The 21,344-nt window shown below is 56.5% G+C and carries 15 protein-coding genes, 1 other RNA gene and 2 riboswitches; of the genes, 14 read left to right on the plus strand and 2 right to left on the minus strand.

Going from position 1 to position 21,344, the window contains the following annotated elements; all coding sequences use genetic code 11:
* Positions 1-277: 277 nt before the first annotated feature.
* Genes tpiA through eno form a run of 3 tightly spaced genes read left to right on the plus strand, consistent with a single transcriptional unit; the run spans position 278 to position 3,935 of the window.
* Entirely contained in the window at positions 278-1,030 is a 753-nt protein-coding gene (gene tpiA / locus FFV09_RS11420; protein WP_141447939.1) for a triose-phosphate isomerase, read from the plus strand.
* Positions 1,030-2,580 carry a 2,3-bisphosphoglycerate-independent phosphoglycerate mutase gene (gene gpmI, locus FFV09_RS11425; protein WP_141447940.1) on the plus strand — a complete coding sequence of 517 codons (1,551 nt, stop codon included), beginning with the start codon at positions 1,030-1,032 and terminating at the stop codon, positions 2,578-2,580. Before tpiA ends, gpmI begins: the two co-directional genes overlap by 1 nt.
* A gap of 56 nt (positions 2,581-2,636) precedes the next feature.
* Positions 2,637-3,935: a phosphopyruvate hydratase gene (gene eno / locus FFV09_RS11430; RefSeq protein ID WP_141447941.1), complete on the plus strand. Its 1,299-nt coding sequence runs from the start codon at positions 2,637-2,639 to the stop codon at positions 3,933-3,935.
* A 213-nt stretch (positions 3,936-4,148) separates the two neighbouring features.
* Here the strand turns inward: eno and FFV09_RS11435 are convergent, their stop codons facing one another.
* Positions 4,149-5,360, minus strand: coding sequence for an MFS transporter (locus FFV09_RS11435; RefSeq protein ID WP_141447942.1), 1,212 nt, complete (start codon positions 5,358-5,360; stop codon positions 4,149-4,151).
* A gap of 88 nt (positions 5,361-5,448) precedes the next feature.
* A riboswitch (purine riboswitch) is annotated at positions 5,449-5,547 on the minus strand.
* Positions 5,548-5,712: 165 nt separating this feature from the next.
* On the opposite strand from FFV09_RS11435, the gene FFV09_RS11440 reads away from it, so the two are divergent.
* Positions 5,713-6,696: an acetate and sugar kinases/Hsc70/actin family protein gene (locus tag FFV09_RS11440; protein ID WP_141447943.1), complete on the plus strand. Its 984-nt coding sequence runs from the start codon at positions 5,713-5,715 to the stop codon at positions 6,694-6,696.
* Positions 6,697-7,254: 558 nt separating this feature from the next.
* Here FFV09_RS11440 and FFV09_RS23740 read toward each other — a convergent pair.
* Positions 7,255-7,452: a hypothetical protein gene (locus FFV09_RS23740; protein WP_170314999.1), complete on the minus strand. Its 198-nt coding sequence runs from the start codon at positions 7,450-7,452 to the stop codon at positions 7,255-7,257.
* 245 nt (positions 7,453-7,697) lie between these two features.
* On the opposite strand from FFV09_RS23740, the gene FFV09_RS24485 reads away from it, so the two are divergent.
* The 10 genes from FFV09_RS24485 to FFV09_RS11490 all read left to right on the plus strand — a co-directional run bounded on the left by FFV09_RS24485 (position 7,698) and on the right by FFV09_RS11490 (position 21,334).
* A complete protein-coding gene (locus FFV09_RS24485; protein WP_342782103.1) occupies positions 7,698-8,426 on the plus strand; it encodes an aminoglycoside adenylyltransferase domain-containing protein in 729 nt (242 codons plus the stop codon).
* Between the two features lie 74 nt (positions 8,427-8,500).
* The gene (gene murI / locus FFV09_RS11450; RefSeq protein WP_141447945.1) at positions 8,501-9,274 is read left to right on the plus strand and encodes a glutamate racemase; all 774 of its coding nucleotides are present in this window, start codon (positions 8,501-8,503) and stop codon (positions 9,272-9,274) included.
* Positions 9,275-9,880: 606 nt separating this feature from the next.
* Positions 9,881-10,052, plus strand: a riboswitch (cyclic di-AMP (ydaO/yuaA leader).
* Positions 10,053-10,487: 435 nt separating this feature from the next.
* Positions 10,488-10,721, plus strand: coding sequence for a preprotein translocase subunit SecG (gene secG, locus FFV09_RS11455; RefSeq protein ID WP_141447946.1), 234 nt, complete (start codon positions 10,488-10,490; stop codon positions 10,719-10,721).
* Between the two features lie 246 nt (positions 10,722-10,967).
* Positions 10,968-14,060 carry a ribonuclease R gene (rnr, locus tag FFV09_RS11460; RefSeq protein WP_141450437.1) on the plus strand — a complete coding sequence of 1,031 codons (3,093 nt, stop codon included), beginning with the start codon at positions 10,968-10,970 and terminating at the stop codon, positions 14,058-14,060.
* A gap of 307 nt (positions 14,061-14,367) precedes the next feature.
* On the plus strand, positions 14,368-14,841 hold the full coding sequence (gene smpB / locus FFV09_RS11465) for an SsrA-binding protein SmpB (RefSeq protein ID WP_141447947.1): 474 nt from the start codon (positions 14,368-14,370) through the stop codon (positions 14,839-14,841).
* 351 nt (positions 14,842-15,192) lie between these two features.
* Positions 15,193-15,561, plus strand: a transfer-messenger RNA (tmRNA) gene (gene ssrA / locus FFV09_RS11470).
* Between the two features lie 347 nt (positions 15,562-15,908).
* A complete protein-coding gene (locus tag FFV09_RS11475; protein WP_141447948.1) occupies positions 15,909-16,856 on the plus strand; it encodes a DUF3800 domain-containing protein in 948 nt (315 codons plus the stop codon).
* Positions 16,857-17,182: 326 nt separating this feature from the next.
* Positions 17,183-18,274: a hypothetical protein gene (locus FFV09_RS11480; RefSeq protein WP_141447949.1), complete on the plus strand. Its 1,092-nt coding sequence runs from the start codon at positions 17,183-17,185 to the stop codon at positions 18,272-18,274.
* A gap of 225 nt (positions 18,275-18,499) precedes the next feature.
* Positions 18,500-19,660 (plus strand): cobalamin-independent methionine synthase II family protein, encoded by a 1,161-nt coding sequence (locus tag FFV09_RS11485; protein WP_141447950.1) that lies wholly within the window; start codon positions 18,500-18,502, stop codon positions 19,658-19,660.
* 399 nt (positions 19,661-20,059) lie between these two features.
* Positions 20,060-21,334 (plus strand): mechanosensitive ion channel family protein, encoded by a 1,275-nt coding sequence (locus tag FFV09_RS11490; protein ID WP_141447951.1) that lies wholly within the window; start codon positions 20,060-20,062, stop codon positions 21,332-21,334.
* Positions 21,335-21,344: the final 10 nt, after the last annotated feature.

Raw genomic sequence — 21,344 nt, forward strand, 5'->3', positions numbered from 1 at the left:
CCGATCCCGCCGCCTTTTCCTGCGAAGCGAGTGTTAAAGCGATTTTGAAAAATGATTCAAGTTCGGCATGCGCTTCGGAGCAGCGGAGAGTGATAGAGAGCCGAAGAAACGAAGTGGTCGCCTTTGAAATTCGATTTCAACCTCTGTTAGGCTTCAATTACAGAAATCGAATTTCAACACGCGATCGTAGGCCTCTATTACTCGAAGCGCCTCCCGACCGCAAACGCCAGCCGGAAAGTCTTTTTCAAAGAAGTCATTAAAAGGAGTGGATTATTTCGTGAGAACCCCAATCATCGCCGGCAACTGGAAAATGTTCAAAACCGTATCCGAAACGCTGGCCTTTGCCGAAGCGGTAAAAGGCAGCGCAGTCGTGGAAGGCGTGGAAACCGTCATCTGCGCACCGTTCACCAACCTTCCTGCCCTGACCGAAGCGGTCAAAGGCACCGGAATCAAAGTAGGCGCGCAAAACCTTCACTTCGAAGACAACGGCGCGTTCACGGGCGAAATCAGCGGCGTTATGCTCAAAGAGCTCGGCGTGGACTACGTCATCATCGGTCACTCGGAACGCCGCCAGTACTTCGGCGAGACCGACGAGATCGTAAACAAAAAAGTCGTGGCGGCTTTCCGCAACGACCTGACTCCGATCGTATGCGTAGGCGAAAAGCTCGAAGAGCGCGAAGCCGACCAAACCAAAGAAGTCTGCAAAGTTCAAACGGTAGGCGCGTTCCAGGGCCTGTCCAAAGAACAAGCGGCTGAAGTGGTTGTAGCGTACGAGCCGATCTGGGCGATCGGCACGGGCAAATCGTCGACATCGGCGGACGCGAACGAAGTGACGGCTTACATCCGCACCGTTCTGGCCGACCTGTACGACCAAGCGACAGCCGACGTGATCCGTATCCAATACGGCGGCAGCGTGAAGCCCGAGAACGTAACGGAATACCTCGGCCAAAGCGATATCGACGGAGCACTCGTCGGCGGCGCAAGCCTGCAGCCCGACTCCTTCACGGCCCTGGTTGAGGGGGCGAAGTAATGACAGCTCCAAAACCGGTAGCATTGATCATCATGGACGGCTTCGGTCTGCGCGAAGGCGTGGAAGGCAACGCGGTTGCCCAAGCCAAAAAGCCGAACTACGAGCGCTTTTGGAACAAGTATCCGCACACGACGCTGACGGCATGCGGCGAAGCCGTAGGCCTGCCGGAAGGCCAGATGGGCAACTCCGAAGTCGGCCACCTGAACATCGGCGCGGGGCGTATCGTGTATCAGGATCTGACCCGGATTTCCAAATCGATCCGCGAAGGCGATTTCTTCGAAAACGCGACGCTGGTCGGTGCCGTTCAATCCGCCAAAGACAGCGGCAAAGCGCTGCACGTGCTTGGCCTGCTGTCGGACGGCGGCGTGCACAGCCATATCGAGCATCTGTACGCTACGCTCGAACTGTGCAAAAAGCTGGACTTCCATAACGTATACATCCATGCCTTCATGGACGGACGCGACGTCGCTCCGGACAGCGGCAAGAAGTATATGGAACAGCTCGTGGCCAAGATCGCCGAAATCGGCGTAGGCGAAATCGCGACCGTACAAGGCCGCTATTACGCGATGGACCGCGACAAGAGATGGGAACGCGTCGAACTGGCTTACCGCGCCCTGGTCTACGGAACAGGCGAGATGGCCGACAGCGCGCTGGAAGCGGTGGAGAACTCCTACGCCAAAAACGTGATGGACGAATTCGTTCTGCCGACCGTGATTGCCAAAAACGGACAGCCGACCGCGAAGATCCAAACGGGCGACTCGATCATCTTCATCAACTTCCGTCCCGACCGCGCGATCCAGCTCTCCGAAGCGCTGACCGCTCCGGGCTTCGCCGGTTTCGATCGCGGAGACGCGCAGCCGGAAACGCTGAGCTTCGTCTCGTTCACGACATACAGCGTGAACGTGCAGGGCAGCGTGGCTTACTCGCCGAAGAACCTGAACAACACGCTCGGCGAAGTTCTCGTGCAGAACGGCAAATCGCAGCTGCGTATTGCCGAGACCGAGAAATACCCGCACGTGACGTTCTTCTTCAGCGGCGGACGCGACGTGGAACTGGAAGGCGAAACGCGCATCCTTATCAACTCGCCGAAGGTCGCCACTTACGACCTTCAGCCCGAGATGAGCGCGCGCGAAGTGGCCGACGCCTGCATCGCCGAGATCGAAGCGGAGAGACAGGACTGCATTATTCTGAACTTCGCCAATCCGGACATGGTCGGACACTCCGGCATGATGGAGCCGACGATCAAAGCGGTCGAGACGACCGACGAGTGCGTAGGCCGCGTCGTGGACGCGATCCTCGCCAAAGGCGGAGTCGCGCTGATCACGGCCGACCACGGCAATGCCGAGACCGAGATCGACGAATTCGGACGCCCGCAGACGGCGCACACGACCAACCCGGTTCCGTTCATCGTAACCAGCGAAGAAGTGACGCTGCGCGAAGGCGGCATCCTGGCCGACATCGCGCCGACGATTCTCGACCTGATGCAGGTCGTCCAACCGGCGGACATGACCGGACAATCCGTCATTTCCGCACGCAAAACTTCTCATTAAGCCTCGAATGTGGCATAGTTAACTTATAAAACCGAACTCAAAGGAGATTACTTAAAATGACGATTATTTCTGACGTTTACGCACGCGAAGTCCTTGACTCCCGCGGTAACCCTACTGTTGAAGTTGAAGTGTACCTGGAATCCGGCGCAATCGGCCGCGCAATCGTACCTTCCGGCGCTTCGACCGGCGTTCACGAAGCCGTAGAGCTTCGCGACGGCGACAAAGGCCGTTACCTGGGCAAAGGCGTAGAAAACGCCGTTAAAAACGTAAACGAAACAATCGCTCCTGAAGTCATCGGCATGGACGCTCTTGACCAACTGGGCATCGACAAAGCGATGATCGCTTTGGACGGAACGCCAAACAAAGGCAAACTGGGCGCTAACGCGATCCTGGCCGTTTCGATGGCTGTTGCCCGCGCTGCGGCTGACGCTCTCGACCTGCCGCTGTACGTCTACCTCGGTGGATTCAACGCCAAGCAGCTTCCGGTTCCTATGATGAACATCGTTAACGGCGGCGAGCATGCCGACAACAACGTTGACGTACAAGAGTTCATGGTTCTGCCGGTAGGCGCGCCTACGTTCAAAGAAGCTCTGCGCATGGGCGCAGAAATCTTCCACAACCTCAAATCCGTACTGAGCAGCAAAGGTTTGGCAACGGCTGTAGGCGACGAAGGCGGCTTCGCTCCGAACTTCACGTCGAACGAAGAAGCACTGTCGACCATCATCGAAGCGATCGAAAAAGCCGGCTACACGCCGGGTAAAGACGTCTTCCTCGGTATGGACGTCGCTTCGACCGAGTTCTACAAAGACGGTCAATACGTACTCGCGGGCGAAGGCAAATCGTACTCTTCCGCAGAATTCGTTGACCTGCTCGCTTCGTGGGTCGACAAGTACCCGATCATCACAATCGAAGACGGCTGCTCCGAAGACGACTGGGAAGGTTGGAAACTGCTCACCGAGAAACTGGGCGACAAGATCCAACTGGTCGGCGACGATCTGTTCGTAACGAACACCGAGCGTCTGGGCCGTGGTATCGAAGAAAACATCGGTAACTCGATCCTGATCAAAGTTAACCAAATCGGTACGCTGACCGAGACTTTCGACGCGATCGAAATGGCAAAACGCGCAGGCTACACGGCTGTAATCTCGCACCGTTCGGGCGAATCCGAAGACAGCACGATCGCGGACATCGCCGTTGCGACAAACGCCGGTCAGATCAAAACGGGTGCACCTTCCCGTACGGACCGCGTTGCCAAGTACAACCAACTGCTTCGCATCGAAGACCAACTGGGCGAACTGGCTCAATACAACGGCCTGAAATCGTTCTACAACCTCGACCTCACGAAATTCCAATAAGAGGTTCGGCCGATCGGCCGAAATCGATCTTGTGGACCGCTGACGGCTTCGATCCCGGGACGCCGGGATCGAAAGACGCAGCACAAAAAAGAGACGCCGGACGCGGCGTCTCTTTTTTGTTGTTCGCTCTCGTATAGCAAAAGCCCGGCCGACAGGGAATCTGTCGGCCGGGCTTTTCGGATTCACTGCCGTTTGTAAAGGAGAGGCGAAGAATCAATCTCCGCCCAACGTCGGCTCAAGCTTCGAACCGGCCTGTTTGCCGTGTCCTTCCGGACGGCGGGAAGACGGTTTGCGGTACAGCGTGTAGATCGCCACGGCGAAGGCCAGTACGACGATGCCGCCGCCGATCCACGCATTGAACGTCACGGCCGGCGTGTTGTCGATCACGACGCCGCCGATCGCCGAGCCGGCTGCGATGCCGAGCTGCAGGGCGGAGAAGTTGAAGCTCTGCTGGATCTCGGACGTTTCCGGTGCGGCGTCGATCAGGTAGCTCTGCTGCGCCGGCGAGAGCGCCCAGCTCAGCGCGCCCCAGACGAAGACGAGAATCGCGAACAGCGGCACGAACGAAGCCGAGAACGGCAGCAGGAACATGGTGAGCGCAAAAGCGCCGACGACGATCATGATGCTTCTTCTGGCGCCGAGGCTGTCGGACATGAATCCGCCGATCATGCCGCCGGCTACGGCCGCGAGGCCGAAGAAGAAGTAGACGATGCTGATCCACGAAGCGCCAAGGTTCATGACGTTCTCAAGGAACGGCGTGAAGTAGGCATACAGCGTGTAATGGCCGGCCAGCATGAGCGCCGTCACGAGATGGGCGCCGACGACGCGGAAGCTTTTGAGCGAAGCCAGCTGCGTTCGGAGCGGGATCGCCTGCTGCGGAGCGACAGGCTCCATGAACTTGTAGACGACGAACATGGCCAGCAGCGCGAAGATCGCGATGAACAGGAACAGGATGCGCCAGCCGAATTGGTCGGCGGCCAGCACGCCGAGCGGAACGCCCAGCACGATCGACGAGCTAATGCCCATCGAGATGATGCCGATGACGCGCGCGCGGTGGCTTTCCGGCACGACTTTGACGGCCAGCGTCAGCGACAGCGTCGTGATCAGCGAGCCGCTCGCCGCCGTGACAAAGCGTGAGATCAGCAGCACGCCGAAGTTCGGGCTCCAGTAAGCGAGCAGGCTGCCGAGGATAAACACGACGAGCGACCACAGGTACAGCTTGCGGCGTTCGAAGCGGGCGGTGAACGCCAGCAGCGTCGGCCCCGATACGGCGTAGACGAGTGCGTACGCGGTAATCAGCTGGCCCGCCGTGCTGACGGACACGCCCAGATCGCCGGCGATCAGCGGCAGGACGCCGCCAATGATAAGTTCGACGAGGCCTACGGTAAACGCGGCGATCGTCAGAACGAGAACTTTCAGATTCATCTTGATTCGGGTCTCCTTTTTTCCTTGAAAGTGCGGCGCGAAAGGAGTGCGGAAGTGTGCGAAAACGCAAAAACTCCCGACTGCAAAGGCGCCTTCGGCGCGACTTTGTAGTCGGGAGATATGGTTCCCGGTAGATACCCTCAAACCGTCTTATTGAGGTTATACAATGTCAACTCGTCTTACTCTAAAGGATCGGACGCGAAAGATCAAGAGGGAAGTTCCGGAATTCGCAAAAATTTGGCCTTCGGCCGCGCGGCGTTTATGATAAGGGAAAATAAACCCCGGCGAGCCGATCGCGGCAGGCCGGATCAACCGCGCCGACGGTTCGGCGCAGGCGGGAGGACCGACCGAAATGACGACATACGCAGGCATCGACGCGGGAGGCACGCTGATCAAGATCGCTTATGTGGACGAGGATTCAGAGGGGGAGAACACTGCGCAGCGTCAGGTGCCGACAGCCCGGCAGGAAGGGGCGGAAGCTTCCGCCCTTGCGCCGAAGCTGCTGAAGTTCACGACGTCGCGTATCGAAGAGGCGGCCGCCTGGATCGCGGCGCATCTGCCGCCCGGCACGCGGATCGGCTGTACCGGCGGGCAGGCGGAGAGGCTGCGCCGCCTGCTGCCGCAGCATGCGAACTTCGCGGACGTGCCGGAATTCGAAGCGACGGCCGAAGGCGCCGTGCGGATTCTGGAGGCAGAGAGCCGCGGTTCCGGCGGCCGGGCTTCCGGCGGCGCGGCAGGCGAAGGCGCCTCGTCCGGCGCGGCAGCGCCGGACAGCTCTGCCCCCGATAGCGGGGCCGAACGCTTCGTGCTCGTCAACGTCGGCACCGGGACGTCGTTCTATGTGATTGACGGGGCCGAGCGGCCGAGGATCGGCGGGATCGGTCTGGGCGGAGGCACGATCGTCGGTCTGACGGGCCTGCTGTGCGGGGTGCGCGATTACGCGGAAATCGCGCGGCTGGCCCCGCTGGGCGACCGGGAGGCGGTCGATCTGACGGTGGGGCAGATCTATGCCCCGGCGCAGCCGCCGATTGCCGGCGACCTGACAGCCGCGAATTTTTCGCGGCCTCTGCCGCCCGAAGGCGGCGCACGGCCGCAGGATTATGCGGCGGCGGTGATCGGCATGGTGGCGGAGATCGTCACGACGGTAGGCGTGCAGCACGCCAAGCTGCACGGAGCGCGCCGGGTCGTGTACGTCGGTTCGTCGTACGAGCACAACGCGCTGCTGCGCGAGCTGACCGTGCGGTTTACGGCGATGCTCGGCTCCGAGGCCGTCATCCCCGAGGCCGGCCCTTACAGCGGCGCGCTGGGCGCCCTGTATGCGGCGATGAGGCGGTGAACCTGACGCTTGGCCCGCTGCACGCCTGGGCAATCTGCGAGCCCTACAAGAGCGTCCAGCGGGCTTGTACGTCTCGCGGGCGAATACGCACGCGTGCCCCTGGCCGGTAGGCGTGCCGATAAGCGGGAAGCATGAGACAGCCGAATTCTAACGAATCGTCATAACGTTAAATCGGCTTTTAGAGACAATCCCGTGTTTTAACGAATTCTCATATCGCTATTTCGTGCGTAGAGGCTGCAAAAGGCGCTTTACACGCAATTAGCGTGATGACGATTCGTTAGATTTGAAAAAAGGTCCAAAACGCGCCTATAGCGTGATCAGGATTCGTTAGCCAAGCGCGGCGGCCGCGAGCATAATCCACTTTGGAAGTGGAAGTGGAAGTGGAAGTGGAAGTGGAAGTGGAAGTGGAAGTGGAAGTGGAAGTGGAAGTGGAAATTAGAAATGGAAAAGGAGGGCTCCCGATGAAGCCCGTGCAGCCCGCAGATTCGACACGTTCGTTAAATCCAACAAAACCGACAAAACCGGCACATCCATCAAATCCAGATAATCCGACGCATCTCACAAATCCGGCACAGCCGACAAACTCATCAAATCCATCACATTCGACAAATCCAACAAATCCGGCGCATCCAGATAATCCGGCACGGCCAGAACAACCAGCAAATCCGAAAAACCCGCCACAGCCACATCCAGCATATCCAGCGCGACCAGCATATCCAGCGCGACCAGCAAATCCGACAAACCCGCATCAGCCACCCGCGGCTTCCCGTCCGCAAGCCACCTCCAGCCAAGCCTTCCTCCAAGCCACTCACCAATCCGTGCTCCAAGCCTCCTCCCAATCCGTCCATAACGCTGCTAGCCAAGCCACTCACCAATCCGCGCTCCAACCCCCCGCCAGCCAAGCAGCCTTCCAAGCCACCCGCCAATCCGCGCTCCAAGCCTCCGCCCTCCAAGAGGCCCATCATGCGGCCGCAAGCATACGCGAGGCGCTGGGAGCCTGCGTGACCGGCCTCTACCTGCACGGTTCGCTGGCGATCGGCGGCTTCAATCCGGCGTCGAGCGATATCGATCTGCTGGTCGTCGTGCGAGAACGGCCGGAGTCGGAGCGGCTGTATGCGCTGACGCGCAGTACGCTGGAGACGCACGCCCGTTTTCCGGCCGGCCGCGACCTGGAATTCAGCGTCGTGGAAGAGGATGTTCTCCGTCAATTCAGGCATCCGGCGCCGTGCGTCTATCATTATTCCGGGGCGCACCGCGAACGGTACGCTTCCGATCCGCACTATTTGTGCGCGGACTACGCGGATGACGATCTGGCCGCGCAGGTCACCGTCGCCTACGAGCGCGGCGTCGCTTTGTACGGTCCGCCGCTGCGCGATTCGTATCCGCCGGTGCCCAAGCATGCTTATCTGGAGTCGGTCTGGAGCGACGTGCGCGGCGCCGAAGCGGAGATTACGGACAATCCGGTCTATCTGACGCTTAATTTGTGCCGGGTGCTGATGTTCCTGAAGACCGGGACGGTCGCTTCGAAAAAAGAAGGCGGAGAATGGGCAGCTTCGGCGCTCCCGGAATGGACGGACGTGGTGCGGCCCGCGCTTGAGGATTACGCAGGAGACATCCGAAGTGCCCCGGCGGTGTCGGAAGCCCGGCTGACGGCTTTTGCGCAGGACATGCTGCGGGCGATCGCCGAGCAGGCGGCTTTTCATGGCGTTTCCCTGCGGGGAGGGCTATAATAAGAGGCTGAAGAGACTCGACCGACGAGGCTCCACCAATGAGACCAAATCAACGAAACGGCAGGGGAAGCAGCATGAGCATCGCTTTTTTTGACTCGGGGATCGGAGGGCTGACCGTGATGCGCGAAGCGGCCCGCAGCCTTCCGAACGAGGACTTTATTTTTTTCGCGGATACGCTGCATGTCCCTTACGGGCCGAAGACCAAAGAACAGGTGACGGAATACGTCTGCGAAGCGGCGGAGCGCATTTTGGGCCAAAGCGTCAAAGCACTCGTCATCGCGTGCAATACGGCGACCAGCGTAGCGGCGACCGAGCTGCGGCGCACCTACGACGTGCCCGTGATCGGGATGGAACCGGCGGTCAAGCCGGCCGTCGAGATGAACGGGGCGAGCGGGCGGCGCGTGCTGGTGCTGGCGACCGAACTGACGCTCAGCCAGGCCAAATACCGGGATCTGGTGTCGCGCGTGGACGATCTGGGGATCGTCGATTCGCTGCCGATGCCGGAACTCGTGGAATACTGCGAAGCGCTGAAGTTTGATCCGGCCGAGCTCGGTCCTTACTTTTTGCGCAAATTCGACCGGTTCGACCTAAGCCGCTACGGCACGCTGGTGCTCGGCTGCACGCATTACCCGTATTATGCGGAGCTGCTGGAACAGATTCTGCCGCCGCATATCCGGGTCATCGACGGAAGCGCCGGCACGGTGCGGAGAGTGGCGCGCGTTCTCGAAGAGCGCGGGCTGGCCGGCGGCGGAAGCGGGCGCGTGCGGTTCATGAACTCCGCGGACGATCCGGCCTATCAGGCCAAGCTTGAGCGCGCGTGGGCAATTTTGAACGGCGTAATGCTTTGAGATTTGAATAGGAAAAGAACCCGAAAGAATCAATAAAAAGCTCCCGCCGCGTACGGTCGGAGCCTTCACGGAAGCTGCGCGGACTTGCGATCCGCCTTTCCGATCTTCGAAGCCTGCGACTCGTCTCAGGCTTTTTTCTCGCGCCCGCGCAGGGCAAATCCCGCTCCGAACGAACGTCCCGCAAGGCCGGGCAGGATGCACAAAACGACTTCGTTTCCGCATATGAAAACGGTAACAAAATCCGCTTTTCGACCTAAACGGCCCATCAAGCTCCGGCAAAGTGCCGCAGGCTGCTTTTTCAGCCGCATTTTCAGAGCTAAATCGAGCAAACGGGAGGTTTTCCGCGAAAAGGAAAGATCCGGCTTCGTGGGAGATTCCAATGTCAGCTTTTAACGCCCAAACCCGCAAAAAACGCTCAGGTTCATCCTTTACACGAGGTGTCAGAAGGGGTTAAGATACGGTTCATAAAAGCAGCATATCACCGCGCGAGGCGCGGGAAAATTGCCGCTTCTTCCCGGACTTTCGAAGCTTGGCACATCGAACGTTCCGGCATGCCGCCCACTTTTCGGAAAGGATGATGAGATTCGTCACTCGAACACGAAGACCCAGATTAGACTGCTGAATTTTTCGATAAAAACGGGGGAACCGATCGAGACGCCGCGCAGGCGCTCATGGGGTGAAGCCTGACGCTCTCCGGTACGCCGGATCTGCGGCAGGCGGGGCGACTCTTGCGTCCCAATCCGTCAGCTAACCTCGTAAGCAGAGCAGGAGAGGTGACCTTTTTCGCATCTTTCGAAAACCAGGCCATTCTCACACGTCACACCGGAGCCACATCAGCAGAGGAGGAAAAAGCATGTCGGATGCCATGATCATCATGGCCATTCTGGTCCTTACGGCCGTATCCGCGGGATACATTCTCTGGACCGACCGTACGGTTCAAGCCAAAGAGCAGCGCCGTTAAGCGCGAGCTTGTCAGGGCCGTACGTCCCCATACCGTCAAATGAACCGAAGCCGCGCCGCGGGAGATCCAGCCGCCGCGCGGCTTCTTAATGTCCGCTTGCAGGGATCGCCCATTCTTTTCCGCATCCGGTCTGCCCTTGGTCGATTGTCAAATACCGAGAACTATGGTAGACTAAAAATGCTGTTTTCCATTTTAGAAACTCTGATTCAATCGATACAGGATACGCGGCTTACGCTTAGGAGGTTAAACGACATGGAAATCTTTCTGAAGGTAGTTCTCTTGATCTTTGCTGTCGGTGTGATCACGGTCGTACTGCTGCAAAAAGGCAAAAGCGCAGGCTTGGCCGGCGCAATTTCCGGCGGTGCGGAGCATCTGTTCGGCAAAAGCAAAGCTCGCGGCATGGACTTGGTGCTTGAGCGCACGACCGTCGTACTGGGTGCCGGATTCGTAATCATGGCGTTGTTGACTACGGCTCTGACCAACTAACCCGGCGATCGGGGCGGTTGGACTGCCCGGGAAGCCTTCGTTGATCCTTGGATTCAAGGGAGACGAGGGCTTTTTTTTGTATATATTCAAATAAATGCGTACGAAAAAGCAAGCAAGGATTAAGCATGCGCCAGCGCGGGTACTTTTAACGTATAATAGAGAATGTAGAAGAAAAAATCGAGCATTCGCGATCTGCAGCCGATCGGGCGGTCTGTAGGCAGCCGGAGCCATTTTGAGGTGATAACCATGATAACGGAAGATATGCTGCTGGGCTTTATGCGCGAGAGCGCCTACAAGCCGATGACGCACCAGGAACTGGAGCAACATTTCGGCATCGACGATGCGGAACAGTTTCGGGAGTTTATGAACATGCTCAACGGACTTGAAGAAGAAGGCAAGATCGTACTGACGCGTACCCAGTGCTATGGCGTACCGGAACGTATGGATTTGCTGCGCGGACGTTTGCAAACGCATGCCAAGGGCTTCGGTTTCCTGATTCCCGAGGATCGCGAACACGCGGACGTATACATTAACGCGAACGACATGCTGAGCGCGATGAACGGCGATACGGTGCTGATTCGCATCGCGTCGCGCCGTTCTTCGAACGGACGCATGGAAGGCGAAGTGGTGCGGGTCGTCAAGCGCGCCGTGACGCAGATCGTCGGCACGTACCAGGACGAGGAATCGTTCGGCTTCGTGCTTCCGGACGACAAGCGCATCACGCGCGACATCTTTATCCCGGCCGGACGGTCCGGAAGCGCGCTGAACGGCCAGAAGGTCGTCGTGAGCATTATCGCCTACCCGGAAGGCCGCGCGGCGGCCCAGGGCGAAGTTATCGAAGTGCTGGGCTATAACAGCGACCCGGGCGTCGACATCCTGTCGATCATCCGCAAGCACCAGCTGCCGGAGTCTTTCCCGGACGAAGTGCTCGAAGAAGCGGAGCAGGCGCCGGAGACGATCTCCGACGAAGAGATCAACAGCCAGGGCCGGCGCGACCTGCGCGGCAAGCAGATCGTCACGATCGACGGCGAAGACGCCAAAGACCTGGACGACGCGGTCAACGTGGAACGCCTTGAGAACGGCAACTACGTACTCGGCGTGCATATCGCGGACGTCGGCTATTATGTCAAAGAAAACTCCCAGCTCGATCAGGAAGCGTATAACCGGGGCAGCAGCGTGTATTTGGTGGACCGGGTCATTCCGATGCTGCCGCCGCGCCTGTCCAACGGCATCTGCAGTCTGAATCCGCGCGTGGACCGTCTGACGCTGTCGTGCGAGATGGAATTCGACGCGTCGATGAAGCTGGTTCGCTACGATATTTTCAAAAGCGTGATCAAGACGGTCGAGCGCATGACGTACAAAAACGTGCGCCGCATGCTCGAAGAAGAAGATCCGGAACTGCAGGAGCGCTACGGCTATCTGGCCGACACGTTCCGCACGATGCAGGAGCTGGCGCTCAAGCTGAACGGACGCCGCATGAAGCGCGGCGCGGTCGATTTCGACTTCGAAGAAGCCAAAGTGCTGCTCGACGACCAGGGCAAAGCGATCGACATCGTGACGCGCGAGCGCTCGATTGCCGAACGTATCATCGAAGAGTTCATGCTGGCGGCGAACGAGACGGTGGCGGAGCATTTCAGCAAAGCCAAAGTTCCGTTCCTGTACCGCATCCACGAAGACCCGGATCAGGAGCGTCTGGAATTGTTCGCGGCCTTCGCCGCCAATCTGGGCTATCAGGTCAAAGGCACGCGCGGAGGCACCATCCAGCCGAGCGAGCTGCAATCGCTGCTGGAAGAAGTGCAGGATACGCCGGAGCAAAAAGCGATCAGCACGCTGCTGCTGCGCTCGATGAAGCAGGCGAAATACGATTCGGCCAATCTCGGCCACTTCGGCCTGGCGGCCGAATATTATACGCACTTTACGTCGCCGATCCGCCGCTATCCCGATTTGGTCATCCACCGGGTGATCGGGGAAGTGCTGGACCACGGCGGCAAGCTGTCGCAGTCGCGCGAGGAATACCTCAATATCCGCATGCCGGACATCGCGCAGCAGTCGTCGATTCGCGAGCGCGTGGCGGTCGATGCGGAGCGCGATACGGCCCAGCTCAAAAAAGCCGAGTACATGCTGGACAAAGTCGGCGAGACGTTCGAAGGCGTGATCGGCAGCGTAACGAGCTTCGGTCTGTTCGTGGAGCTTGAGAACACGATCGAAGGCCTGATCCATATCAGCAACCTGACCGACGATTATTACCACTACGACGAGTCCCGCCTGACGCTGGTCGGCGAGCGCACGTCGCGCATCTTCCGCATCGGCGACCTGGTCGAGATCCGCGTGTCCAAGGTCAGCATGGAAGAGCATACGATCGATTTCGAGCTGGTGGATATGAAAAAGAGCGCGTTCCGCGGCGGCCGTGGAGGCCGCGGCGACGGTGCGCCGAGCGGCGCGCCAAGAGGCGGACGCGGCGACAAGACCGGCAAAGAAAAGTTCGGCAAAGATAAAGGCAAAGGCAAGAAAAAAGGCAAAAAGCAGGGCGATGTCTTCCGTCCGAACGGAGCGGCAGCTTCCGCTCCGGCGGCGGGCACCGCACCTGCGGCGGCCGGCAGCGGCACGGCGGAAGCCGGCGCTCCGACCAAAAGCAAGCGTACCCGCAAGCGCAAAGGCAAAGGCGGCGGTGCCGCCCTGCCTGAAGGCACGACGGTGATCGCGCCTGCGGCGCAAGTACCGGGTGCGGGCGACGAAGCCGGCGCTCCGGGCGGCGGCAAGCGCAGACGCAAAGGCGGCGGCGTGCCGGAAGCAACCGGCAGCGGCGAAGCCGGCGCAGGCGCACAGCCACGCCAAGGCAAAGGCGGCCAGGATGGCGGCTGGACCTTCGGCGGCGTGCCGACCGGAGACGGCGGTACGGGCGCAGGCGCGGGTCAGGGCGCTCCGAGAGGCGAAGCCGGTTCCGAGCCGCGCAAGCCTGCGCGCACAGGCGGCATTCAGATCGAAGCCGGCCAGGGCGGCGCAGATGCGTACAACGGCTCGCCGGGCGAAGCCGGCGAGCGGGGCAGTCGTCCGCCGGCTTCGGGCGGACGCGGCGGTGCCCGTCCGGGCCGCCCTGACGGCTCGAACGGCGCAGCGGGCAGTTCCGCGGGCGCAGCGAGCGGGGCAGGCGCGCCGGAAGGCGCGCGCGAACCGGGCAAAGGCAAATTTGCCTTCGGTTCCGGCACGGGCGGCTACGGCGGCGAGACGGCTACGTTCTCGCGCAACGGCAACGAACGGCCGAACAAAGGCGGCCGTTCCGGCGGCGGAGGCCGTCCGGGTTCGACAGGCGGCAGCCGTCCGCCGCGCAAAGACAAGTAAAAAGGTTCGGAGCGGCGGCTAGGCCGCATGGAAGGTCATACAGCGGCGGCGGCTCGAGGATCGATCCGCCGCCGCTGTTGAAGCCCGAGAGCATGTCTTCGGCTGGGCAACCGCGGTTCCGGCCGCTAACGGATTGCATATCCGTTAGCGGCCTTTTTGCGGCATGAACCGGCGAGCCAAACGATCTCTCGACCCGTTAACGTATCTTCCTCGATCGCCCGCCGCTCCTTTTCTTGCCTTTTCCAAAGACGGCTTGTTACAATTCAATATAGAAGCGTTAAATAAAGAAGCAGAGGAGGTGCAAGACATGCCTAAAAATACGGAGCAGGGCAAAGTGCTCGCGCAGAACAAAAAAGCGTCCCACGATTATTTCATCGAGGATACGTACGAAGCGGGACTCGTGCTCACCGGCACGGAGATCAAATCGCTGCGCAAAGCCAAAGCGAATATCGGCGACGCGTTCGCGACGATCCGCGGCGGCGAAGCGTTCGTCCACAACATGCACATCAGCCCGTTCGAGCAGGGCAACCGCAACAACCCGGAAGATCCGACGCGCACGCGCAAGCTGCTGCTGCACAAAGTGCAGATCCGCAAGCTGATCGGCCAGGCCAAGCAGGAAGGCTACACGATCGTGCCGCTCAAAGTCTACGTGCGCAACGGCTACGCCAAGCTGCTGATCGGCCTCGGCCGAGGCAAGAAGCAGCACGACAAGCGCGACACGGCCGCCAAGCGCGACGCGCAGCGGGACATCCAGCGGGCGCTCAAATCCCGTCAGCGTTAAGCGGTACAGTCGGGCGTTCGACGGTCTGCCAAAGCCGGTGAGGCTGCGCGGCGAACGCGAGATCAGCCGAAAAGCGGCCGAAACGGCATTTTCCGGTTTTACGGTCGAGCGAGCAGGGTAATCTACCTTTACACCACGAAATGTGGTATAATCAAAGTCTGTGGGAAGTGCTTGCACTCCCGCGAACGGTTCTTTCTTTTATGGAGGGAAAGACACCGTGCGAACTTAAGGAACATACGGCTCGTGCCGGAACCTAGCGGTTCCAAGAACACGGCCCTTTAATCCGGAAGTTCCCTTTTATGAAAAATGCGCGCCGGCTTCGATCTTCGAAGGGCGACCTTTTTCCGACCAGGGGGCGTTTATGGATTCGACGGGGGTAGTTCGGGCATGGGTAGCGGGTAGTGGGGACGCGTCCGCTTTATCAACGCTAAAGCCTATTAAATGGCAAACAACAAACCAACTACGCTTTCGCAGCCTAAGAAACTGTGATGCGTGCTCTCGCCCGGCATCGCCTATGTGCCGGGATGAGGGCCCAACCCAATTAGTAGGCTACGCCGTCTAGTCTCCGCCTGGGGGTAGACGGAAGAAGACAATCAGGCTGACCCAACGCAGAGCCGGTTACGGGGCGCTGCTCGGGTGACATCAAAACTGTGACTACACCCGTAGAAGCCTATGCTGCGTTGCCTTCGGACAGGGGTTCGACTCCCCTCGCCTCCATATGTACGAAGAAAAGACACCTAACTCAGGTGTCTTTTTTTACATTATATCAACCATCTTTTCTTCTTCTTGTTTTTCACAGGATGAGCTGCGACAGAGTATCTGTATTATACAGGGCTCTCTGTAGTATGATTAAAGATCAAACTAACAAAGCTAAAAAGTATTGTAAAACAAAAAAACCAACTCTGCTAACGAAGCGGAGGAGGTTCTTTTTTTGAGTATAGTCAGCTCTAGCTAGCGAAGCGGAGAAGGCTATACTCATCCGTATTATTTCTATATAATTATGATAGTATTTATATGGAAGAAAGTCAAGACTGACGTTATAATTTTGATTGTTTAGGAAGTGTCCAATGATCTATAATATCTATTTCGATGAAGCAAATAAAATTGATCAGCCAGGAAAAGAAAATTCATATTACGGTGCTTATGGCGGCAGTGAACAGACAATGACGAACATAACGCAGACGATACAACGTATGTATGAAGAAATGAGCACTAAGAGCGAATTACATTTTAGGGAATACAATCATGACCAGTATCTGAAGAAATACTTCAAGGTTCTTCACTACATCATCAATCAGAATGTGAATATTAATATTTTCATTGTCGATAATACAAAAGCTCACAGCATTGCTCAAGAACTAAATCTTACAATGATGGAGCTACGAAATCTGTTCTATATCAAAATTCCCGAGAGGTTGTTCTACGGAGTTACACGTCACTTGAGTGGTCAAATAGAGGTGAATATTAAAATTGACCGAAACGATGAGTACGATTCATTACGACTTCATTCCAAAATTAAAGAGCAGATGAATGCTCATTCTGTATATCGGAGCAAAACGTATAAGATTGCATCTGTCGAGTCGGAAGAGTCTCATGAATCTATTCCTCTGCAAATTATTGATACGTTCATGGGAATTGTGGTGTTTCTGATGGAACAGAGTTACATGGGAGATTCAAATACAACATTGATTAAGAGTGATTTAATATATCGCTTTTTGTCTGAAGGTAGTAACATAAATCGGTTCCTAAAACAGATCAAATTGTACTCATGGAACGGTAATGAAAATCTGTCAGAACTGTCTATAGGTGATTACGTATCTCAATTTATGGTGTACAAGTCTCGTTATGATGTTTCAGAAATAGCCAAGCTTCAGGCGATCATGTGGAGAAATCCCGATCTATCAGCAAAAGAGTATCGTAAGCTGATGGGGTATCCGAATACATTGGTTCGCATGTTGCTGGGATACAAGGATGAAGTTGAAGGAAGAGGACGGAATTATTCCTTAATTGATTGATGGCTGACAGGCCAGAGTTAAAATAGTAGTATTCTCGTATTTCTCAACTTGGATCGCTTACACTTGGTTTGACATCAAGACCTTGACTTCACCCAGCGAAGCTAGGCTATGCCACTTGCCTTCGGACAGGGGTTCGACTCCCCTCACTTCCATATGTAATAAAAAAAGCGGATCCCATTAGGAATCCGCTTTTTTTCTCGTCTCAAAATATCAATAAGCTGCGCTATGCCCCACCTGCACGACTGTATTAATAGACCTTACATAAATTCTTGTCATATCTATTTTTTTCTTATAATATGATGAAAAACAGTTAGGGAGTTGGCAAAATGAAAAAATTATTGATTATGTTTTGTGCTTTGTTTTTGCTGTTAACCAATGTTGCAATCGCAGAACCCGGTGAAAATTCGAACGCGGATTTGATTCCCAAAATGACGGCTTCCGATGCGCCAAGCGGGAAAGTGACGTCATCAAGCGATACTTGGTCTGCCGCCCAAAATTATTATGCTTTCGATGACATAAATAAGGACGAGGCCAATTCTCCTTGGATAGCCAACAGCTTGCCGGCCTGGTTGGCTTACGAGTTTCAGGCTCCGACGGTAGTAAATACATATTCGATTACCGGCCAGATGTTCAGCAATATGACTTCTTCCGATAATATTATGAGAAGACATCCGAAAGACTGGACTTTTGAAGGGTATGACGAGTCGACTGGCAAATGGGTAACGCTTGATACTCAGTCCAACGTGACTTCTTGGACTATCGGACAGAAAAAAGAGTTTGCTTTTTCCAATTTAAAAGCCTACAAAAATTATCGCATTTACATCACCGCAATCATCGGACCAAATACCACAACGGGTGTCTATTGGACAGGGATCGGCGAATTGGAAATGATGAACAAAAAAGCGGCCAACGAAAATAACGCTATCTTGCTAACCGCAACTCCGGGCAATAAGGTTGTTACGCTCAACTGGACGAATGTCGGCATTTCCAAAAGTTACGTAGTTAAACGATCTACCAAGCCCGGAGGTCCGTATACGACACTTGTATCGGATGCAGCAGCCGTCTCTTATACCGACAACGACGTCGTGAATGGTACCGAATACTATTACGTTGTTACTGCAACGGATACCGATAGTACGTCTAACGAAGTAAGTGCCATCCCATTCGGCACGGACAGCAATGGTGGAAGAGCCCTTCTTACTGTTTACATTTTGGGAGGTCAAATCAAGGAATATGATCTTTCGATTTCCGAAGTAAACGCATTTATCGAATGGTACGATACCAAGGATAGCGGCGTAGGTCCTGCCAAATATAAGTTCGTCAAGACCTGGAATCCGGGGCCGTTCAAAAGCCGCAGCGAATACGTCATTTTCGATAAAATCCTTACGTTTGATGTAGATGAGTACGACGTCAAATAGTGAATCGAGAGAAGCGATTTACGTATCCATGACCCGCTCAAGCGAGCGGGTTTTTGCTTTTTTTCATCGCCCAATTCTCCTCAAACGTCCCCTTATACCCATCCCCTATAACCAGCCATACCTTCTTCGTCTACTCCACCCCCCTTGCACCCGTGCTACAATAACCACACATAATCAACCGAGTGCTTTGGCACAAATCATACACATCCAAGGAGGCACATCCCCATGACCGATAAATTTCAAATCGTAGGCAGCCTGCTGCGCCCTTCCGAGCTGCTTGAATACAAGACGCAGATCGAGCATCGCGACGATATCCAGTACCCGTTCTACCAGGAGTTCGACGGCTACGAGCAGTGCGAAGCGAAGGCGATCGACTCCGTCGTGCAGGACCAGATCAAGCACGATCTCTCGATCATCACGGACGGCGAATATTCCAAATCGATGTGGCATCTGGACTTTGTGTGGGGCTTCCAGGGGATTGAGCGGTATATTGCGGATCACGGGTACTTTTTCCGCGATACGGACGGCAGTTCCAAATACGAGACGCGCAAAGACATCGGGCTGCGCATCACGGGCGAACTCGGCGCGAAGAACCACCACTTCCTCAAATCGTTCGAGCAGCTCAAAAATAGTGCCGGCGACCGCGAGACGAAGCTGTGCGTGCCGTCCCCGTCCCATATCTTCGGCGAGCTGTCGTGGTCGGACAATATCGGCGGCACGGACTCCGTATACAAGGACGCCAAAGAGCTCAAAGCCGGTCTCGTCAAAGCGTACAAAGACTTCGTGCAGGACTTCGCGGACGCGGGCGGCGAGATTCTCCAGTTCGACGACTGCCTGTGGGAGCTGTTCGCGGACGATAACCCGAACTCCCCGTACACGGGCGAGAACATCGATCAGGAGCAGGTGCAGGCGCTGGCGGCCGAGTTTATCGACATCAACAACACGGTGATCGACTTCGGGCACGAGCTGGGTCTGAAAATGTGGACGCACAACTGCCGCGGCAACTACGATTCGCGGAACATGGGCGGCGGTTCGTACGTGAAGATCGCGAACCTGTTCCTCAAGCAGCTCAAATACGATCGGTTCTTCCTCGAATGGGACGACGACCGCGCGGGTTCGCTCGAAGCGCTGGAAGTGTTCCGGGACAAGCCGGACACGGAGATCGTTCTCGGCCTGCTGTCTTCCAAGACGAACACGCTCGATGACGAAGAACGCGTGCTGCGCCTGCTGGACGAAGCTTCGAGCATCATCGACAAAGACCGTCTGCTGCTGTCCCACCAATGCGGCTTTGCTTCCTGCGACGGCGGCAACGAGCTGACTCAGGCGGAGCAGTGGGCGAAGATCCATCAGGGCCAGAAAATCGCACAGCAGTACTGGGAGAGATAAGAGCCGCTTTCGGTACAGGGATTAACGTTTTCGATCTCTCTGGGTAACGTTACCTTTTACGCTCACAAGGTACCGGGGATCAAGCCTATATAAGCAAAACCAGCCTCCAAGCCGTGGAGAGCTGGTTTTTGCTTATATATAATCAGGCTAATGATACTACAGGGCATATAGACAACGGAGGGATGGATAGGGCGATAAGCCGGGAACAGCTGATGGAGCGGGTAAATCAGATAGAATAAGATGATCTATTGTGTGGATAAAGTACCGGAATGGTCGGAGAACCTTATTAAGCGGTATCGTTAAACGCGCTGCTTTCTGTGTCCGACTTTGATTCCGCCCCTCCCTATCCTTTATAATAAAGGCTTGTTCGATTATGCATCACCGGGCTGGGAGGGACTCATGAACTTTATCCGAAATCAACTGGAAGGCTACGGCATGAGCGAGACGATGATTGTGTACGTATCGAACATCGTCATGGTGCTGTTCATCGCGGCCATTTCCATTATTGCCAATCTGATTACGAAAAAAATCGTGCTGACCGTGATCTCGCGGGTAGTCAGCAAGTATCGGCACAACTGGAGCCAGATCGTGCTGGAGAAAAACGTGCTGCATCGGCTGTCGCATCTCGTGCCGGCGATCATCATTTATTTTTCCGCGTGGTCGTTTCCGATCTATCAGGTCTTGATCGAGCGATTGGCGGCGGTGTACATGATCGCGGTCACCATTATGGTGATCAATGCGCTGCTGAACGCTTTTGACGAAATTTACCGGTCGTTCGAAGTGTCGAAAGTGCGTCCGATCAAAGGCTATATCCAGGTTATGAAAATCGTGCTGTTCATCATCGGCGGCATTCTGATCGTGGCGGGATTGATCGGGCAGAACCCGTTGATTATCCTCAGCGGTCTCGGCGCGCTGTCGGCGGTGCTGATGCTCGTATTCAAAGACTCCATTCTGGGGTTGGTGGCGGGCATTCAGCTGTCGTCCAACGACATGGTGCGCGTCGGCGACTGGATCGAGATGCCGAATTACAACGCGGACGGCGACGTGGTTGACATTACGCTCAACACGGTCAAAGTCATGAATTTCGACAAAACGATTACGATGATCCCGAGTTACGCGCTGATCTCGGACTCTTTCCGCAACTGGAGAAGCATGCAGCTGTCGGGCGGCCGGCGGATCAAGCGCAGCGTTCAGGTCGATACGACGAGTATCGGGTTCTGCACGGACGAGATGATCGCCGAATTCAAAAAGATCCATTACCTGTCCGATTACGTCACGAGCCGGCTGCAGGAGATCGAAGACTATAACCGCGAACACCGGATCGACCGGGGCAGCAAAGTCAACGGACGCAGCCTCACCAACGTCGGCGTATTCCGCGAGTATATCCATCAGTATTTGCGGCATCATCCGAAGATCCACCAGGAGATGACGCTGATCGTCAGGCAGCTGGCACCGGGCGACAACGGGCTTCCGCTCGAAATTTACGCGTTCAGCAACGACACGGCGTGGGCGGTGTACGAATCGGTGCAGGCGGACATTTTCGACCATATTTTCGCCGTCGCTCCGATGTTCGGTCTGCGTCTGTTCCAGAACCCGACGGGCCACGACATTACGCGTCTGCAAGAACTCGAAGAGCGCCCGGCCGCGGCCGGCACCGAATCGAGGATCGGTTAGAAGATTAACC

Source organism: Saccharibacillus brassicae (genome assembly GCF_006542275.1).
In the GTDB taxonomy this organism is placed as follows: Bacteria; Bacillota; Bacilli; order Paenibacillales; family Paenibacillaceae; genus Saccharibacillus; species Saccharibacillus brassicae.

Bases quoted from the DNA above. Each gene is read 5' to 3' on its own strand.
- FFV09_RS11440 (WP_141447943.1), top strand. From the start codon at position 5,713: ATGACGACATACGCAGGCATCGACGCGGGAGGCACGCTGATCAAGATC.
- FFV09_RS11475 (WP_141447948.1), top strand. From the start codon at position 15,909: ATGATCTATAATATCTATTTCGATGAAGCAAATAAAATTGATCAGCCA.
- FFV09_RS11490 (WP_141447951.1), top strand. From the start codon at position 20,060: ATGAACTTTATCCGAAATCAACTGGAAGGCTACGGCATGAGCGAGACG.
- gpmI (WP_141447940.1), top strand. From the start codon at position 1,030: ATGACAGCTCCAAAACCGGTAGCATTGATCATCATGGACGGCTTCGGT.
- FFV09_RS11485 (WP_141447950.1), top strand. From the start codon at position 18,500: ATGACCGATAAATTTCAAATCGTAGGCAGCCTGCTGCGCCCTTCCGAG.
- rnr (WP_141450437.1), top strand. From the start codon at position 10,968: ATGATAACGGAAGATATGCTGCTGGGCTTTATGCGCGAGAGCGCCTAC.
- secG (WP_141447946.1), top strand. From the start codon at position 10,488: ATGGAAATCTTTCTGAAGGTAGTTCTCTTGATCTTTGCTGTCGGTGTG.
- FFV09_RS11480 (WP_141447949.1), top strand. From the start codon at position 17,183: ATGAAAAAATTATTGATTATGTTTTGTGCTTTGTTTTTGCTGTTAACC.
- eno (WP_141447941.1), top strand. From the start codon at position 2,637: ATGACGATTATTTCTGACGTTTACGCACGCGAAGTCCTTGACTCCCGC.
- smpB (WP_141447947.1), top strand. From the start codon at position 14,368: ATGCCTAAAAATACGGAGCAGGGCAAAGTGCTCGCGCAGAACAAAAAA.
- murI (WP_141447945.1), top strand. From the start codon at position 8,501: ATGAGCATCGCTTTTTTTGACTCGGGGATCGGAGGGCTGACCGTGATG.
- FFV09_RS11435 (WP_141447942.1), bottom strand. From the start codon at position 5,360: ATGAATCTGAAAGTTCTCGTTCTGACGATCGCCGCGTTTACCGTAGGC.